We start from the raw sequence: 18430 nt of genomic DNA, 5'->3' as shown, positions 1-18430 counted from the left end.
AAGTACCGCCCTTTTAAGCTAGCTTCCAAGTAAGTTATGACGACTCTACCGCTGACTGAGCCTGTCGCCTTAGAGGTACCCTCGTTGCCGCGAGCCGCTTTGGATGAGCTATATCATTTCTTGCAATATTTGCAATTCAAATACAGCGTCGATTTAGATTCAACGCTTGAGGCACTAGAAGACGAGATCGATGGGGTTGATGCCGATACGGCTTTACAAGAAGCAGGAGAAATCTCTCTAGCTAGCTTGAAGCAAGATTTGGGGTTGGAGTGAGTTATCAAGTTTTTATTAAGTCTGCTGCACAACGGCAACTTAAAAAACTCACGCTGGCGACTCAGAAAGACATCATTGCACTGATTGAAAGTTTGTCAGAGGAGCCTAGACCATCAGGCTGCAAGAAGCTCAAGCAGCGACAAAATCAGTACCGTGTGCGCTCAGGCGACTACCGCATCATCTACAGCATTGAGGATATTTCCTTGATTGTGAGAGTGGTTAAGGTTGGTCATCGTCGGGATGTCTATGAAGAGTAGCGGCTCATCAAGATTCTGTCGCTGACTTGCCTAGGAAGCGTCGTCAATTAAGCTAAGAAACCTTGCGTATAAGCCTTACCGCGCCCGTCCTCACAAATAAGCTAGGGGCTGGAACCCTTGCTGTTAGCTATGTATATGAATCATTGATGACAGCCCCTAGCAATCTCAAACTCACGGCTTTAAGTAATTTCTCTATAGCATCTGCAAGCTCTATTTTGCCTATACTACATCAGGTCTTTGCTCAGAAGGGATTTGACAATGAACGGGCTTAACCGATGGATGCTGTTACCACTGGCGATCGGACTACTAAATTTGAGTGTCGCCACTCCAGCTCTAACACAAGAAAAACGGGTAAGAACGTTGACCGTCGCTGGAGATGCACAGGTTCAAATTCCAACCACGATGACTGGTATTAACGTTGGCATTGATATTCGAGGTAAGGAGATTAACAAAGTTCAAGAAGAAGTCGCACGTCGAAGATCGGCAGTGATCGCTCTGCTGAGAGCACGAAAGGTGCAGAACTTAGAGACGACAGATGTTCAACTGGAGCCGATAAACGATTACAGATCAGAAACTCAGAATCAGATTGTTGGCTATCGTGCTACTAACACCATTAGGTTTCAGGTTCCAAGTGCGCGAGTAGGTAGCGTTTTGGGTGAAGTTGTTGAAGCTGGAGCGAACCAAATTAGTAGCCTGACTCTCTTTTCTTCCGAAGATGTGATTGAAGCAGCGCAAAAAAAAGTTATTCGAGAGGCATTTCAGAATGCTGAACAAAAAGCTAGTGCTGCTCTGAGTGCCATGAAAGCTACTCAACAGGAAGTGGCAGAAGTTCAAATCCTTGCGCCTCGCCCCAACGTCATTGGTAGAGTCTTTAATTATTCTAGCAACGGATTAACTGGCAGGGTGGACGCATTAGACGCAAGAACTGCTACGCTTGACCGTCAGCAGTTCGCAACTGTAGTTACTGGTGCCCAAATAGTTAGCGCAACTGTCACGCTGACAATTCGTTACTAATAGTGGCGACTTACAAGCTTGGCGATCGCTCCGTGTAATACAACACTGGACTTGCTCATGGAAATCCTCAGCGCCAGCGAAGCGAGAGCAAAAGACATTACAGGCGCTACCGGGCTCACCGAAGCTCAAAAGTCCTCACTTAAGGCACTCGGCGCGGTTGAACTGGAGAAGTGAGCGGAGGCGATCGCTTCATACACTACTTCTCCAATTTGTCAATTAAATGTATTAAATCTTAGAGTCTAATATTGATTCAAAATAGTGATTATTCGCTGCAACGCTCTTGTAGCAAGCATTAAAGCGAATAAGAGAACTAGAGTTTTGAGTTGGGCAGAAACATTACTTAATTTTTCGTAACATTTCGTGATAATTTGTTAACTGAAGGCAAAACGGTATCTCTGGAGACGTATTGCTTCACCCTTAGCCAGTTACACCTTAGTGAGGTAGCCCTTCTTATGGCAATTACTATTGATTCCGCTCGTGGCATTTTTCCCGGTACCTTGTCGGCTGACGCAGTACCCGCTTTGACTGCGCGCTTTAACCAGCTTAGTGCTGAAGATCAATTGGCATGGACGTGGTTTGCTTTCCTAGAAATGGGCAAAACTGTCACTGTTGCAGCCCCCGGTGCAGCCAGTATGCAGTTTGCCGAAGGCACCCTAAGCCAAATCAAGCAGATGACCTTTGAAGAGCAAACTCAGGTGATGTGCGATCTGGCGAACCATGCTGATACACCCATTTGTCGCACTTATGCTACCTGGTCGCCCAACATTAAGCTTGGTTTTTGGAACCAGCTTGGTGAATGGATGGAGCAAGGTATTGTCGCACCGATTCCGATCGGCTATAAGCTTTCAGCCAATGCCAGCGCTGTTTTGGAAACCCTCAAAACGTTGGATCAAGGGCAACAAATTACCGTCTTGCGAAACTCTGTAGTAGACATGGGTTTTGATACGAATAAACTAGGCAGCTATACCAGAATTTCTGAACCTGTGGTTGTGCCGAAGACAACCTCGCAGCGAACTCAAGTGACTATTCAAGGACTCGATAACCCAACGGTGTTGAGCTACATGGACAACTTAAATGCGAATGACTTTGAGCAACTCATTAAGCTATTCGTAGAGGACGGTGCGCTACAGCCTCCCTTCCAAAGACCGATCGTGGGCAAAGATGCCATCATGCGATTTTTCCGAGAAGAGTGTCAGAACCTCAACCTGTTGCCAGAACGCGGGGTCTCTGAACCAGCGGACGGTGGTTACACTCAGATGAAAGTGACTGGTAAAGTTCAAACTCCCTGGTTTGGCGCAGCCGTAGGTATGAATATGGCTTGGCGGTTCTTGCTCAACCCTGAAGGCAAGATCTTTTTCGTTGCCATTGACTTGTTAGCGTCTCCCAAAGAGCTTTTAAACCTGGTTCGCTAGGTAAAAAGGCAAGAAACATCCTGATCGATCGCGATCAATAGAACTTGAGCGATCGTCATCTAGTAGGGGCTTGGCGATGCCAAGCCCCCATTCAAAAATTCAATTCCCGTTTCATCGATCAAGAGCCAGTCTCTTCTAACCAGGAGCGCTCAATCACATTGAGCAAACGCAATCATTTCAGACCCGTTAATTACCGCGCAAATTTTAGATTGAGTCATGCAAGTGAGTGAAGCTGAGTGGACTGACACCGAGAAAATCATCGCTCGAACTGCTTTTGATCAAGCCTACGCGCGCGAGATTGAAGCGCTGCTAAAGCAAGTTCGAGACGAAGCCAGCACAATTGTAGAGTTGAGTGATCTCTGGCGATTACACGACTTCTTGAGTGCTAAGCGGTATCAGGTTGAGGGCAAGTACGACTATCAGTACTCTGGTCTGCTCTTTGTTTTTGCTGGCTTAGTCAAAGAAGGCTGGCTGCACCCAACCGACCTGGAAGGGCTAAGCACAGACAAGCTTGCTAAGATCAATTCCCTCGCAAGCATGTGAGAAGTGTGGATGCAGGAGGCATTAGCCCGATCGCGCTGGCTTTTTGCTAAGCAGGTAGTGACTGATAGGGGTTCCGTTTAGCGTGGATGTTGCGGATGTGCGTTTTCACCGTGTTGAGGCTGATGTGAAGCGCCTTGGCGATCGCCTGGTAGCTATATTCCTGCTTCAGCAGTAGCCAGACTTCCGCTTCTCGATTGGTTAACTGGAACTTCTTCTGCTCCATTTGAATCTCTTGGCGCAAGACCTCATCCCGGTCTTCTACTGTAATCAGGATGTACGGTTGGTGATTGATCGCAGCGTGCAGGTTGTCACTACTAGCAGTTGCAAGCCAGGATGCCGTGAGCCGGAAGGAGGAGCATTCAGGGGTTTGATACTCTAAAAGGATCGGCTCATACTCATGCTCAGAGGCCAAAACCTGGTCACAAAGTTCAGTAATGACTTTGGGCAGTAGCGTCCAGTAGCGCTGTGCGCCAGACAAGTTTTGACATAGCCGCTTAGCAGTTTGGTTCCAGTAAATAACAGCGTGATCTGTGGAGAGCACGATGAGACCCTTCGGCAGTGCATCTACCAGCACACTCAGCAAAGATATTGGTTCGAGGATGTCGTTGAAGCTAGTTTCAAGCGCTACTGTAGCGAGACGTGGCGCGTAATGGCTATCGCTGGAGGGGATGTGGCAGGTACAAGCGAGGCGATCGGGGACTTCATAATCACGGGTTAGCATGTCAGCTCCAGGCAAATGATAGATTGGCTCAAACGCATCGTAGTTGCTACCACCTTGGCGTGTCGATCGTCCCTGGCTTAGTTGAGTGTCACGCTCTAGAGGGAGTCAGGCATCTCAACTCACGCGATTCTTGTTTGACCCGTCCTGTCATAGCCGCTTGCTGCAAGCTCATGAAGGCACAAAAGTCTTCTCTGCCGTATTTCGTTGCGAGTAGTCGCCGAAGCTGCTCCTCGGTGCTAACAGATAGATAGCCGGTTGTGAGAACCTGTTGAACAATTTCATGAATCGAGTTCATGCCTAGTCTCTCCACGAAGAACGGTTGCACAAGTTGTGGTGTGTAAAGTAACGTTGACGAACGGCTTAACCTGAAGGTTCAGGTGTCGGGGGGGTGCATCGTTGTCATTGCTCTTCTAGATAGAAAGGTTAGTCGAGATGGTGCGGTAGATTGAACTAACAAGCGTTAGGAATGATTAGTCAGAGCGTTAGGCATTACGTTAGAAGTTTCAAAACCCCTCATGGCACCTGATTTAAGTCAGCCAGAAGAAACCTTTGCACGCGCTGAAGCACTCTGGGATACCAGCAGACTCTATGCTGATTTAGCCTCTGCAAAGCGAGAAAAGCTTACCCCAACCGAAAAAGAACATCTCCGTGGTTTGCTTTTGGGTCTTGGCCCCAAAGAGATTGCGAAGGAGTTGTGTAAAGGGGTGGGTGGCGTTCGTGTGGCGCTGTGTAGCCTGTACCGCTATCTAGAGGCCCTTTGCGAACTGCCAGAAGGCAAAATTAACTCTAGAACTGTGATTCACACCTTAGAAGAAGCGGGGTACAAGCTAGGATCTTCTGGTACTGGATTGCCGACTGGCTTGATCTCAAAGTCAGCCTGGATACAGCCTGCGCCTGCCACACACAAGGCTTTTCAGCACGCCACACACATGGGGGCCGTGTCTGTACGTGCCAGTGTGGTGATTAGCCACGGGAATCAATCGATCAGCGTTGGCTTGGCTCAGCAGTTTTACGATGGGTTGAAAGGGGCGGGGCACCAGGTATCGGTCTTGGAGGAGAATCACCGATCGCTCACCGAGGTGCTAAGGCACTTAAATACTGTGCTGGAGCAATGTGATTACTTCTTGCTCCTCCTGGCTCCTCACTCGGCGGTTAGTGAGATGGTGACTGAAGAAGTCCGGCGAGTCAGAGAGGTTTATGATGCTCACCCTCACCACAGACCGATGATTGTGCCTGTGCGGGTGGGAACGCTGCAACTCAACCATAATTTACGAGGGTATCTGCACGGCTTTCAAGAGTGGGAATGGCGATCAACCAGCGATACACCACTGCTACTGCAAGCCTTTCATACGCTATTGACAGAGGGACACTCCCCAACGGCAGAGTTGACTACCCAGGCACTACCAACTTCAGGTACCGCTCTGGAAGACCCAGACGCGCCACCGCTGCCCGTAGCAGAACCCGAACTTCCGTGGGGACAGGTCAATCTCGTCTCTGCCTTTTATGTAGAGCGATCGCCGTTAGAAACGCGCTGCTACGACACGATCGTTAAACCGGGGGCCTTGATTCGTATTAAAGCCCCCCGACAAATGGGTAAAACCTCGCTCATGTCCCGCATTCTGTATCACGGTGAGCAGCAAAACTATGTGACGCTGCCGCTGAGCTTTCAGCTTGCCGATCGCGCTATCTTTTCTGATCTGGACAAATTTTTGCGCTGGTTTTGCGCCAGTGTAGGGCTAGGGCTACAGCTACCCAATAAGTTAAAGGATTATTGGGACGACATTTTTGGCAGCAAAGTCAATTGCAAGGCCTACTTTGAGCAGTATCTGTTGCGAGAGATGGATACTCCGTTAGTGTTGGGACTGGATGAAGTTGATCGCGTGTTTGAGCATCGCCAGATTGCCGAAGACTTTTTTGGCTTACTCCGAGCGTGGCATGAGGAAGCGAAGAACCGCGCCGTCTGGCAAAAACTCCGCCTGGTCGTAGTGCATTCTACAGAGGTTTATGTACCGCTGGATAATAATCAATCGCCGTTTAATGTCGGGCTACCGATCGAACTACCTGAATTTAATCTAGAGCAAGTGCATGATCTGGCCGCTCGTCATGGGCTGCACTGGGGGGAGTCTCAAAGCCACCAGTTGATGTTACTTGTGGGTGGTCATCCTTATTTAGTGCGGGTCGCGCTCTACCATATTGCCAAACAAGATATGACGCTGAAGCAGTTGCTCCAGAACGCCCCGACCGAAGCAGGCCCCTACAGTGACCACCTGCGCCGACATCTGTGGAACCTGGAGCAGTATCCCGACATTGCCGCCGCGTTAGCGAGAACCGTTGCCACCACTGAACCAGTGAGGCTGGAAGCATCCCAGGCGTTTAAGCTGCATAGCATGGGGTTAGTGCATCTTAATGGCAACAATGTCACGCTGCGCTATGAGTTGTATCGTCAGTATTTTCGCGATCGCTTGCTCAGCATATAAGGTAATCAGCGTTCCGCTTCAATTCATTCATGCTTCATCGCCTGGTTAGATGCTGCAAGTTCAATTGCGAGCCATTAGGCGTGCCGTTAGTTTTCTTTCCTCAACAGTTCGGCAAGAATGCAGAGCAATTAGGCAATCCGTAATTTTGCTGAACGGCTTGAGCGCTTTTGCTTCATATAGCGTTACATAGTCTCATCTAGTTAAAGTTTGTATGAACCTGGTGTGCGTTACTGTCCGTCGTTTTGTGAGCGTTGATACTGTAGAGATTACGTTAGGCATCTACATCTGCGTCGTTTAGAGGTAATCAGTGCTTCTATAAGACTTCGCCTCTAAGGTTTATGAGATGGAAGGGCAATGAGACGAATCGCTAGAGACATATCGGTATTGTTGGCAGCGATTGCTGTCGGTGGTGTAATCGGAGTTGAATCGTTACAGGCGCAAGTTGTAGCAAATCCAGGCGATACAAATACGATCGTCACCCCAGTTGGCAACCGCTTTGATATTGGTGGCGGTCAGCTTTCGGGCGACAATGCAAACCTGTTTCACAGTCTGTCTCAATTTGGTCTGACTCAGGCTCAGATTGCTAATTTCCTGTCTAACCCCAGCACTCGCAACATCTTAGTGCGGGTGACAGGCGGTGATGCCTCCCGGTTGGATGGGCTTATTCAGGTAAGCGGTAGTAACGCTAACCTGTTTTTGATGAATCCGTCTGGCATTATCTTTGGCTCCAGCGCCACGCTGAATGTACCCGGTTCGTTTACCGCAACCACCGCGAACGGCATTGGCTTCGGGTCAAATTGGTTCAATGCTTCCGGCACTAACAATTACGAGACATTAGTTGGCAATCCCAGCAGTTATGCGTTTACGGTGACGCAGCCAGGCGCGATCGTCAATGCGGGTTATTTAACCGTGGGTGTGGGGCAACAACTGACGCTGCTAGGCGGCACGGTGGTCAGTAGTGGCGGGCTAGACGCCCCTCAGGGACAAATTATTGTTGCAGCCGTACCCGGACAGAGCATTGTGCGTCTGAGTCAGCCAGGAAGTGTGCTAAGTCTGGAGGTGCAGCGTCCCACTCCCAACGATCGCGTTGAAGCCTGGACACTGCCTATACTCTCGTTACCGCAATTGCTTACTGGTGGCAGCGGTAGCAACGCAACCGGGCTAACCGTTGATGCCAATGGGCAAGTCACGCTCACAGGGTCTGGGGTTGCCATTGCGTCTGGCGATGTAGCGGTACAGCAAGCAACCGCAGGGCTGAATGGCGTCTTCCAATATGCAAGGAGCACTCTTTTTGATGCAGCGGCTTTTTTCCCAACGACAAAACCAGCCTTGCGCTTAGTCGCGCCTCCGCCAGAGCAGGTCTTGCCGCTCAAACCTAATTTAGTCGCGCCACCCAATCAGGTTTTGCCAGGTGCATCGATCCGTCAGTCTACCCCACCCGATGCCACGCTGCCGAGTACGACTGTTCCAGATTGCGGTGTTGCTTGCTCAAATCAAACGATGCCATCGCCACAATCTACCCAACCGTCGCAGACAATCGGCGGTACTAGCAGCACGTCTCCGATGGTCAATTTCCAGCAGCCCAGTAACCAACCGAACGCCGTGGTTACATTAACTGAACCACTGCCTCAATATTCAACACAAGCGACCGTGAGTCAACCCAATGTGGTTCAAACCAGCTCGGTTCAGCCCACTTCATCGAATACAGTCCAGCGCAACTTTGTGCAGCCCAGCAGTCTTGATTTGTTGACAGGTAATCTGGAGCAAACCCGATCAACGGGTGAAATCGACGACCTCAATGAAACCTCGGCGATCGCCCTTCGCTTGAAAGCGCTCAAAAAATATCTGCAAACGCGATGGAAAGCCACACCACAGTTAACGGCAAAGTTGCGATACACGTTGCGCTTAGATGCGCGAGGCGCGATTCAACAGATTATCCCCGTGGGCCAAGAAGCGGCTGCCTATCTTGCCGACTTGAAACTTACGTCAGCAGATACCGCCACCGCTCGTCAGGCAGCACAGTGGCTTGACGTCATTGTCACCTTAAGTCCAGATGGTACGGTAGAAGTAATGCCAAACTCGCTAACGTTGAGGAATTAAAACGGCAGGCGGTGAACAGGGTAAGATGACGATTACATCTTTTCGGAAGTAGAAAGAGGGCATCCCGATCGAGAAACAGGCATGGTGGCAACAGCAGAGTTAAGCTATGAATATCAGGTTGGTGGTAGCTTACCGCTGCACGCACCGAGCTATGTCAAGCGGCAGGCCGATCGTGATCTGTATGAAGGCTTAAAAGCAGGAGAATTTTGCTACGTCCTCAACTCGCGGCAGTTGGGGAAATCGAGTTTGCGCATTCAAACCATGCGGCGACTCCAGGCGGAAGGCGTGACCTGTGCCGCGATCGACGTGTCGGGGATCGGCAACCGCAACGTTAGCCCCGAACAGTGGTATGCCGGAGTCGCCTACGCTTTAGAAAGCAGCCTTGATCTAGCTAATCCCATTAACTTGCGGCTGTGGTGGCGCGAACATGCCTTTTTGCCCCCTGTGCAGCGCCTGGGCAAGTTTTTGGAAGACGTGCTGCTGGCAGACAGTGAGCGAACCTTCGCCATTTTCATTGATGAAATTGATAGCGTCCTCAGCCTGGATTTTTTGATTGATGACTTTTTCGCGCTGATTCGCACCTGCTACAACAAGCGGGCCGATCGCCCAGAATACCAGCGGCTCACCTTTGCGCTGTTGGGAGTTGCCACCCCATCTGATTTGATTCAGGACAAAAGTCGGACTCCGTTCAATATCGGCAAAGCTATCCCCTTGAGTGGCTTTCAGTTGGACGAAGCACAGCCTCTGCTAGAAGGGTTACGATCAGCTGCCAGCAATCCTCAAGCGATGCTGCGAGAAGTGCTAGCCTGGACGGGTGGACAGCCCTTTCTGACCCAAAAGCTGTGCAAATTGATCCATGCTTCGCCTGTAGTCATTCCGATTGGGCAAGAGGCTCCGTGGCTTGAGCAATTGGTGCACACCCACATCATTGATAACTGGGAGTCCCAGGACGAGCCACCCCACTTAAAAACCATTCGCGATCGACTCCTGCGGAACCCACAGCGCACCAATCGCATTCTAGGCTGCTATCAAAAAATCTTACAGCGGCAGAAGCTTTCAGCCGATGATGGCTCTGAGCGCATGGAACTCAAGCTCTCTGGAATTGTGGTTGAGCAGCAAGGCGTCCTCGCCATTTGCAACCGCATCTATGCCTCCATTTTTGATCAGGAGTGGGTCAATGCCATCCTTGCAAGCCATCGCCCCTATGCCGATGCGTTGGATGCCTGGATGGGTTCCAACTGCCAGGATGCGGCTCACTTGCTGCGGGGTTCTGCCCTCCAAAATGCACAGCGATGGGCCGTAGACAAGAGCTTAAGCGATGCTGATTACCAATTTTTGGTCGCAAGTCAGGCGTTAGATAAACAAATTGCTCTGGAAGCAGAAAAAGAAGTCACGCGACTGTTGTCTGATGCGCAGCGGCAAGCCAGACGCACGATCCATAAGGGCTTTGTCATCCTTGCAGGCACCCTGACGCTGGCGATCGCGGCGGGTTTGCTAGCCTCCAAAGCCAACCAAAAAATGCTGGCAACCCAGACGGAACTGCAAAGCGCCGAACAGCGGCTTCAAATGACCACTGCCAATATGCGCTTTGCCGAAGCAAAAGCCAAAATTGCTGAGCAATCGCAGCGGCAAACTCAGCAGACCATGATTGATACCCGCGCAGACTTAGAAACGCTGCAAACCCACTTGCTAGAAGCGCGCAAGCGGGTAGCTTTTGCCCAGAATGACGCTCAAACCGCTGAAGCCAAAGCGTTGAGTGCAGAAAAAGTTCGGCAGCAGGCGCAGCGTCAAGCGTTTCAGGCTCAAACGAGCCTGGGCACTACGACGATTAGCCTAAAGATCAAAAGCCTTGAAGCCACTGCCCTCGATACCTTACAGCAGTTTCAAGCCAACCAAATTAGTGAGATTGATGCGCTGATTGCGGCGATGCAAACCGGACGGGAACTGACTACGATCGCCAGTAGCAACCATTCCCCTACTCCCTACCCTATCACCAGTCCGCTGCTTGCCCTTCAAACCATTCTGGGCACCATTCATGAACGCAATCAAATCAATCTGGGGCAAGGCTGGATTGCCGATGTCACCTTTGGCTCTACAGGCGCGTTAATTGCGGCTGCGGGTGAAGATGGCACCATTCGCCTTACCGATCTGGGTGGTAAGCAGCTCGCGCAATTTAGAGGGCACGCAGGTCGCATTTTGAGTGTCACATTTAGTCCAGACGGCCAATCGATCGCCACTGCGGGTGAAGATGGCACCGCACGGCTGTGGACGCTGGCAGGCAAACAGCTCGCTCAATTCAGGGGGCATAAGGGTCGCGTGCTGGGCGTCACGTTTAGCCCGGATAGCAAACTACTAGCCACAGCAGGTGAGGACGGTACCGTACTGCTCTGGGCACTCAACGGCAAACTCTTGGCGCAGTTAATCGGGCATCAAGGGTGGATTTTTGGCATGAGTTTTAGCCCTAAAGGGCCTTTTCTAGCAACCGTTGGAATGGATAGTACAACCCGACTGTGGAACTTTCAGGGCAAACAGCTTGTGCAGTTGAATGGGCACCAAGGCAGAGTCCTGAGCGTGAGCTTTAGTCAGGATGGACAGTATCTTGCTACCGCAGGCTCCGATGATGTCGTACAACTCTGGGACTTGTCCGATCCGCAGCGGGTGCAGGGCAAAAGCCAATGGAAAACGCATCAGGGGCGATCGCTGGGCGTGAGTTTTAGCCCAAATGGACAGCGCCTTGCTACAGCAGGAGCTGATGGCACGATTCGGCTCTGGTCGCTTACCGGGCAGTTGCTCACCGTTCTCAAGCGGCATCGAGGCCCTGTGGGTAATGTGAGTTTTAGCCCCAACGGGACGATGCTGGTCACGTCAGGTGATGATGGCACCGTGCGCTTTTGGGATGTCTCACGGCAGCAGTCAACCCAGACCAAAACGTTTGGTGAACTGGCCTCTGGGAATACAGCGTCGATCAGCGGTGTGGGTTTTAGCCCGGATAAAACGCAGGTAGCGATCGCCAGCGAAAACGGCACCATTCAAATCTGGAGCCTGTCTGGGGAACGACTTGCCCAGTTCCAGAGCCAACAGCGCTTTATTAGAGCTATTAGCTTCAGCCCCAGTACCAAGCAGCTTGCCACCGCTGCCGATGATGGCTCTGTAAAGGTTTGGGATCTGTCTGGGACGTCGATCGCGCAATGGCAAAGCGCTCAAGGTCGGATCTTGAGCCTTGACTTTAGCCCCAACGGTAAGCAGTTGATGTCGGTTGGGGTAGATGGGTCGTCCGGTACAGCCAAACTATGGGATCGTTCTGGCAAATTGGTCACTCAATTGAATGGACGGCACCGCTGGTTAGTCAGCACCAGCTTCAGCCCCGATGGTCAAACGATCGCCACCGCAGGCGAAGATGGCACCATTCGCTTATGGGATTTAACTGGTAAGCAAATCGGGCAAATGCAAGGACATTCCAGTTGGATTTTGCATGTCACCTTTAGCCCCGATGGCACCAAACTCGCGACCTCTAGCGAAGACGGCACTGCACGCGTTTGGGAGCGATCGGGTAAACAACTGGCCCAGCTCAATGGTCATTGGGGCAGTGTTGTCAGCGTTGGGTTTAGCCCCGATGGGCAGCAGCTTGCAACAGCAGGTGAGGATGGCACGGCTCGTCTGTGGGATTTGGCAGGTCGGCAACTGGCACAATTTGACGCCGGCCCCTCTCAACTGCGAGGGATTGAGTTTAGCCATGACGGTAAACTGTTGGTCACGGTTAGTGAAACGGGCAAAACGCAGCTCTGGCATCTTGCAAAGTTAGATGAGCTTCTGACTCAAGGATGCAATTGGTTGCAGGAGTACTTCGCCAGCCATCCCCAAACAGATCAAAGCCGAGGCATTTGCCGTAGCTCAAGCTGACTGGAATGCAGGCGTTAGGGGAACATCTACTCTTGAAGTCTCTGCCTCTGGTAGACCGCTGGTATCGCCATGATCATCAACATCAGCAAGTTTGCTGCCCAGAAGAGTACAACCGCAACAAGGCCTATTAGTGTTAAACCAGTTAGGGATAGCTGTAGAAAGCCATCCAGTAATTGCCATAGCCGAAAAAGCGTGTAGAAAAAGCCAATGAGTACGACAACGCTGGGAACTAACCACTGACTCAACACACGTTCAGAGATGAGTTGCACCGCGACAACCAGTAGGTAACTGCTCCAAAACATTCGTGACGAAGGTTGTCCCCAAGCGTGAATCAACAAGGCGATCGGCAACAAAACCCCAACTACTAAGGCTAACTTGACCCACCACCGCAGGAATTGCCACTGCTGTTCGCTAAAGCCAATGGCGGCCGTAAAGGGAAGGCGTTGAACTCTAACGCCAAACCCATAGCCAACAGCCAGGCTGGTTGTAACCAAAATAAAAAGTGTGGTAATCAGTCCGTAATTCACTGCCATCACTTCCGCTCCTTTAGTACCAGTGTAATACCAGTGGCATCTCGTCATTAGACCCTCAACGCGGGGTAGATTACAGCAATCACTAAGCAATGAGACCCGCAACCGTAAGACACGTTAACGCAAGTAGAAGCATAACGATGCGAATGGCATGAAAGTGATCCCATTGCTTCCGCAAGGCTTTCCAGTTGTTGGGCAACGCGTCCAAATTCCAACGAATCACCTGATTATTAATGGGCACTGGAAATACAAGGGTAAAAATGATGGAGCCAAGCCAAATAGCAGCGGAGACGACGGCAAGCTCAGTGGCTATTGACCACGGCACAACCAGCGTAAGCGCTACTGTCAAGATTAAAACAACTGCATACCAGATGGGCATAACAGCACCATAAACACGAGCCAGCGCTTGAGCAGAAGCCGCATGAGCTTGGTCGTCTAGAGCCGAAAGGCGCGGATGTACAAACGCACTAACGGCAAGTTCATTACCAACCATCAAGCCCGCGACGATAACTGAGATTGTTTTAAGTACAAGAACAACCATTGTTTCCTCCGAAATGGATGCGCTGAAGCAAAATTGCTAACCTCTACAGCCCAAAGTACCGCTGGTTAAAGCAGAAGTCATTCACTCAGGTTCATTAATAGAATCTTGTACTCAAATGCCAAGCCGACGACGAATGCGGCTTAACGACTGCGGTTTCACCCCCACATAGGACGCAACATAGTATTGAGGAATGCGCTGCTGAATCTCTGAGAAATGCTCAAGAAAAAATTTATACCGTTCTTCCGGAGAATCTTGATAGAGCGACGTTAGCTGCTGAATGATTTTGACAAAAACGGTCTCAAGTAGTAATCGACCCAGTCGTTCCCCTTCTTCAAACTGTTGATAAATCAGTTGAAAATTTTCGTAGGTCGTAACAAGTAGCGAACAGCTTTCTAACGCTTGAATGCTTTTCTTAGAAGGCTGTGAAGATAAAAGGCTTTCATAATCACTCACAAAATTGTGTTCTTTGGCAAAAGAGTAAGTAAATTCTTCACCATCACCGAGCAAGTAGTAGCGCAAAAGCCCTTGCTGAATAAAGGCAACATGCTGACACGGCTCACCTGCACGTAAGAAATAGTCTCCTTTCTCTAAATACTTAGGAACAAACAACTGCCTCAACAGAAGCTTTTCCTCTGGTTTGAGGTATATCAAACGCTGGATTGCATCTTCAAGCTGCTCATACATCACAAATGGCACTCACTTTTAAGTTGCAAATAACCGTTGCCTGTTATTAGGAGATGAACCTTGAATACTCAATCCATTTTGTAGAAAGGTTACAGGCAAGACGTGATCGTTTTCAATACAGGTTGCCTAGTCAAGCAGATGTTGTTTTGCCCACAGTGCAGCCTGAACTCGATCGCGTACCCCCAGTTGGCTCAGGATTCGCGTCACGTAATTTCTCACAGTGCCTTCAGTGAGGTAGAGAGTTTGAGCGATTTCTTGATTATTTTTACCTTGCCCAATCAAGCTCAACACGTCTAATTCTCGTTTACTCAAAAGGTATTTTACCTTTTCTTCTGAAAGCAGTTCATTCGTTTTGAGTTGAGCAAATATTTTTGGAGCAATGGAAGGACCCAACTGAGCATAGCCAAGATAAACAGAGCGAACCGCGATCGCAATTTGCATGGCAGGAGTGTCTTTGAGTAAGTAGCCTAGCGCGCCCGCTCTTAAAGCTTGATGAATGTACTCATCATCATCAAACATGGTCAGTACCAATACCCGTATCCAACGATAGCGCTGGCAGATTTCACGAGTCGCTTCAACACCATTGCAGACTGGCATTCTTACATCCATAAGTATTACATCTGGTTGAAGTGTGGGAACAAGCGCAAGCGCTTCTTGCCCATTAGAGGCTTGTCCTGTGACTTCCAGATCGCCTTCAAGAGAGAGTAGTTTCGCTAGGTCTTGGCGAAAGATCGTTTGATCATCAACAAGCAGCAGACGAATCATAAGGGCAGCGTAATCTTAATTTGGGTGCCGCAGCCTGGCGTACTGTTAATTGTTAGCTTACCGCCCAAAAGTTGAACTCGCTCTTCCATTCCTTTTAAGCCAAACCCATCATGCAGATCAGCAGGGTTAAATCCTTTACCATTATCTTCCAACTCCAAAAACAATTCCTGGGGAGTGGATTGACACTGCAAGTAAACTTCTGAGGCGTAGGAATGCTTCTGAATATTAATCAATCCTTCTTTAAGAAGACAGTAAAGATGATGACTGGTAGATAGCGGTAAAGGCGGCAGATTTACATCCCAATGAACTCTTAAATTCTGGTTGTACCGCAGTTGTTCCATTAAGTTTGTCAGTGCTTGATTTAAGTTAAAGTCAGAGCTTCTGATAGTTTTCAAAGATCGTTTCACTTCTGCGATGCTTTGACTGGCAAGGCTTCTTGCCATATCAACGGCTTGAGAGGCTTCATCAGGGTCACGATCGCGGAGTGCTTGAGCAACAGCTAGCCGAGCATTGAGATCGGTTAAAAGATGCCCAAGGGAGTCATGAATATCACGGGCAATGCGAGTTCGTTCTAGGTGTGCAGCCAATGTTTCGACCTGTTGCGCTAGGACTTCCGCACGTTGTCGGTTCTTTTGCTCTGAAATTAAGATCAAGCTAAAACACATCACAAAAGCAGCGGCAGCACAAAAGCTAGCAGCATATGCCAATGTCCATTGCCACAGGGGTTGTGCGTCCGAAAACGTTTGCATATGAGCCAGGTTGTTTTGAAAAACTTTTGGCAAAGTCCAGTAATGAATTAAAACATTTAAGAGGACAATTCCAGTGATGGTTGCGCTGAGGAGTTTGCGCTCAAGCAGGAAACAACTTTTGGCAATATAAAAATACAAAAAAAGATCCCAATCTAGCCCCATCCATTGGAGCGAAAGCGACAATAGAATTCCACATAGAACATAGAGCTGCCGTTGCCAATTCGGGCAGTGGGTTGGCAAAATCCAGCTTAAGCCAACGAAACCCATCATGTAAATCACGATTCCTACAAATCCGAGTGAATCGTTGGAGCTGAGGTCTAATCCATATACCAAGAAAAAAGCAGCCACGAGGAGCCACTCGACATAACGCAATGTTTGACGAAAGGCTGGAGAGAAATTTATTGCCGGATTTATCAAATGAGCCACAGCTAGAAGCAACATTCTCGTACAGTATGAGATTTCGCTTTACTTAAAAATATGACCTGTGTCATAAATTCCAGCACTTAATTCATGACAGGGATCACTCCGATCGAAGTGATTCACTCAGATACACTGCTCCCCAGGGTTCACCTGAAGGAGGTAAAATGCTACGAGCTTGGTCAAAAGCACTTCATCTTTTGATTTGGATTGGCATTGTGCAATTGCCTCGGCAAGAGCAATCTGAGAAATTTAAGCAACACGCTTCCCATCAGACTAAAGAGTAGGCATGGTTTCATCTGAGCTTGCCTACAAACCAAAATCCAACACCCTACCTAGCTCACAAGCTTAGTGACCGCGCTGCTTCAACTACCTAGCAGTCCAAATCAATTGTGAGCAAAATTTAATCATTGAGCGGTCAGCAGGCAGAGAAAAGCTGATAGCTGACCGCTAGTAGCAACATTGTTTCTCATGTCTCACTTAGGATCGTGGATTAAATAAGATTAGGACTTACGCATTTGCCCCCAAACCCCCAATTCTGGGTGCTTTAATCGGCTCGGTTCCCCCAGCATTGGGGGCTAGGGGGCGAGATATACCCGCTTTTGCGTAAGTCCTAAAGATGTAATTCTGTGTGTAGGATCGCCATAGACAATTGTTGCAATGTCTGGATGATTTGAATTCAGCCCGATCGCCCTTTCTCAACCATTCTCTCTCTACTCAAGCCTGTCCGATCGCCTCGATCGCTGCTTCTAATGCGATCGCGACATGCGTCCAGTGAGTGCTGCCTTGGCAGAAAACGGTATAGGGTTCGCGTAAAGGCCCATCGGCAGAGAATTCAGAAGTGCTGCCATCGATGAAGGTGCCGCCTGCCATCACCAGTTGGCTATCGTAACCAGGCATGGCAGCGGGTACGGGGTCAAGGTAAGAGCCGATCGGGGAGTGTTGTTGAATGGCGCGGCAGAAAGCGATCAGTTTTTCGGGAGTGCCAAGCTGGATTGCCTGGATCACATCACGGCGGGGAGCCTGGGCAAGAGGATTGACGGGATAGCCCAGGCGATCGAACACCGCAGCAGTCAGGTGGTTGCCTTTCATCGCTTCACCCACCATTTGCGGCGCGAGAAATAAGCCCTGATACAGCAGTCGATTTTGGTCAAAGGTGGCTCCACCAGAGCTGCCAATACCTGGAGCGGTGAGACGGCAGGTAGCTGCTTCTACCAAATCGGCGTGCCCTGCCACGTAGCCCCCAGCCGTAACGATCGTGCCGCCAGGGTTTTTAATCAACGAGCCTGCCATTAAATCAGCGCCGACTGCCGTTGGTTCCTGATCAGCTACAAATTCGCCGTAGCAGTTGTCCACGAAGCAAACCGTATTGGGGTTTTGCTGCTTGACAATTTGGACGATCTTGGCGATTTCAGCGATCGCCAAACTGGAGCGCCACGAGTACCCACAGGAACGCTGAATCAAGACCATTCGGGTTTCTGGTTTGATGGCCGTTTCTAAGGCGTGCCAGTCGATCGTGCCCAACTCGGTCAACGCCAGTTCCCGATAGCGGATACCAAACTCTGCAAGCGATCCTTGCCCTTGTCCACGCACCCCAACCACTTCTTCTAACGTGTCGTAGGGCGCACCTGCTACGGCTAGCAGTTCATCGCCCGGTCGTAGAATGCCGTACAGCGCGCAGGCGATCGCGTGGGTACCAGACACGAACTGCACCCGTACTGCTGCGGCTTCTGCACCTACGATCTCGGCAAACACGCGATCGAGCACTTGTCTACCTAAATCATCATGCCCATAGCCTGACACGCTGCTAAAGTGATGCGTGCCCACTCGGTGAATGCGAAACGCACTCAGCACTCGTCGCAAATTTTCCTTGACCTGTGCGTCAATTCCAGAAAAAATCAAGGATAGTGATTGCTCCGTTTCTTTTAACAAACTAAAGCTGCTCATTAAATGCCTCATTTTTTTCTAGAATACGCTAGGTGTGTTCTGAGCATCGCCGTGATTCATCGCAGTCTTAGCTTGTGATCTCACTCGTTCGCTTGAACGG

Annotated in this window: 17 protein-coding genes; 9 read left to right on the top strand and 8 right to left on the bottom strand. The window is 49.9% G+C overall.

Annotation, left to right across the window (positions count from 1 at the left end; translation table 11 throughout):
- The first annotated feature begins 36 nt into the window (after positions 1–36).
- The 6 genes from AC5JLP_RS29545 to frp all read left to right on the top strand — a co-directional run bounded on the left by AC5JLP_RS29545 (position 37) and on the right by frp (position 3499).
- Entirely contained in the window at positions 37–273 is a 237-nt protein-coding gene (locus AC5JLP_RS29545; RefSeq protein ID WP_496071434.1) for a hypothetical protein, read from the top strand.
- Positions 270–530 (top strand): type II toxin-antitoxin system RelE family toxin, encoded by a 261-nt coding sequence (locus tag AC5JLP_RS29540; RefSeq protein ID WP_496071433.1) that lies wholly within the window; start codon positions 270–272, stop codon positions 528–530. The genes AC5JLP_RS29545 and AC5JLP_RS29540 overlap by 4 nt, the downstream gene beginning before the upstream one ends.
- Before the next feature lie 258 nt (positions 531–788).
- Complete coding sequence (locus tag AC5JLP_RS29535; protein WP_496071432.1) at positions 789–1544, top strand: SIMPL domain-containing protein; 756 nt, start codon at positions 789–791, stop codon at positions 1542–1544.
- A gap of 18 nt (positions 1545–1562) precedes the next feature.
- Entirely contained in the window at positions 1563–1718 is a 156-nt protein-coding gene (locus tag AC5JLP_RS29530) for a hypothetical protein (RefSeq protein ID WP_496071431.1), read from the top strand.
- Between the two features lie 278 nt (positions 1719–1996).
- Complete coding sequence (locus AC5JLP_RS29525) at positions 1997–2956, top strand: orange carotenoid-binding protein (RefSeq protein ID WP_496071430.1); 960 nt, start codon at positions 1997–1999, stop codon at positions 2954–2956.
- 216 nt (positions 2957–3172) lie between these two features.
- Positions 3173–3499, top strand: coding sequence for a fluorescence recovery protein (frp, locus tag AC5JLP_RS29520; protein ID WP_496071429.1), 327 nt, complete (start codon positions 3173–3175; stop codon positions 3497–3499).
- Between the two features lie 46 nt (positions 3500–3545).
- Here frp and AC5JLP_RS29515 read toward each other — a convergent pair whose 3' ends face one another.
- Both AC5JLP_RS29515 and AC5JLP_RS29510 read right to left on the bottom strand, forming a co-directional pair.
- A complete protein-coding gene (locus tag AC5JLP_RS29515; protein WP_496071428.1) occupies positions 3546–4220 on the bottom strand; it encodes a helix-turn-helix transcriptional regulator in 675 nt (224 codons plus the stop codon).
- An 88-nt stretch (positions 4221–4308) separates the two neighbouring features.
- Positions 4309–4515, bottom strand: a complete 207-nt coding sequence (locus tag AC5JLP_RS29510; RefSeq protein ID WP_496071427.1) for a hypothetical protein — start codon at positions 4513–4515, stop codon at positions 4309–4311.
- A gap of 220 nt (positions 4516–4735) precedes the next feature.
- On the opposite strand from AC5JLP_RS29510, the gene AC5JLP_RS29505 reads away from it, so the two are divergent.
- The 3 genes from AC5JLP_RS29505 to AC5JLP_RS29495 all read left to right on the top strand — a co-directional run bounded on the left by AC5JLP_RS29505 (position 4736) and on the right by AC5JLP_RS29495 (position 12697).
- Positions 4736–6697: an AAA-like domain-containing protein gene (locus AC5JLP_RS29505; protein WP_496071426.1), complete on the top strand. Its 1962-nt coding sequence runs from the start codon at positions 4736–4738 to the stop codon at positions 6695–6697.
- A 354-nt stretch (positions 6698–7051) separates the two neighbouring features.
- Positions 7052–8797: a filamentous hemagglutinin N-terminal domain-containing protein gene (locus tag AC5JLP_RS29500; RefSeq protein ID WP_496071425.1), complete on the top strand. Its 1746-nt coding sequence runs from the start codon at positions 7052–7054 to the stop codon at positions 8795–8797.
- Positions 8798–8878: 81 nt separating this feature from the next.
- Complete coding sequence (locus AC5JLP_RS29495) at positions 8879–12697, top strand: WD40 domain-containing protein (protein WP_496071424.1); 3819 nt, start codon at positions 8879–8881, stop codon at positions 12695–12697.
- 26 nt (positions 12698–12723) lie between these two features.
- Here AC5JLP_RS29495 and AC5JLP_RS29490 read toward each other — a convergent pair whose 3' ends face one another.
- From AC5JLP_RS29490 to AC5JLP_RS29465, 6 genes are all read right to left on the bottom strand, one after another.
- Positions 12724–13230, bottom strand: coding sequence for a hypothetical protein (locus AC5JLP_RS29490; protein WP_496071423.1), 507 nt, complete (start codon positions 13228–13230; stop codon positions 12724–12726).
- A gap of 82 nt (positions 13231–13312) precedes the next feature.
- Entirely contained in the window at positions 13313–13768 is a 456-nt protein-coding gene (locus AC5JLP_RS29485; RefSeq protein WP_496071422.1) for an anthrone oxygenase family protein, read from the bottom strand.
- A gap of 111 nt (positions 13769–13879) precedes the next feature.
- Entirely contained in the window at positions 13880–14452 is a 573-nt protein-coding gene (locus AC5JLP_RS29480) for a Crp/Fnr family transcriptional regulator (RefSeq protein WP_496071421.1), read from the bottom strand.
- 126 nt (positions 14453–14578) lie between these two features.
- Positions 14579–15217, bottom strand: a complete 639-nt coding sequence (locus AC5JLP_RS29475; RefSeq protein ID WP_496071420.1) for a response regulator transcription factor — start codon at positions 15215–15217, stop codon at positions 14579–14581.
- A complete protein-coding gene (locus AC5JLP_RS29470) occupies positions 15214–16236 on the bottom strand; it encodes a sensor histidine kinase (RefSeq protein ID WP_496071419.1) in 1023 nt (340 codons plus the stop codon). The genes AC5JLP_RS29475 and AC5JLP_RS29470 overlap by 4 nt, the downstream gene beginning before the upstream one ends.
- A gap of 864 nt (positions 16237–17100) precedes the next feature.
- On the bottom strand, positions 17101–18330 hold the full coding sequence (locus AC5JLP_RS29465; RefSeq protein WP_496071418.1) for a methionine gamma-lyase family protein: 1230 nt from the start codon (positions 18328–18330) through the stop codon (positions 17101–17103).
- Between the last annotated feature and the right edge of the window lie 100 nt (positions 18331–18430).

The sequence above is a fragment of the Stenomitos rutilans genome, from assembly GCF_059505485.1.
Note: the sequence above shows the minus strand (reverse complement) of the source record. Positions and strands in the feature narration are given on the sequence as shown.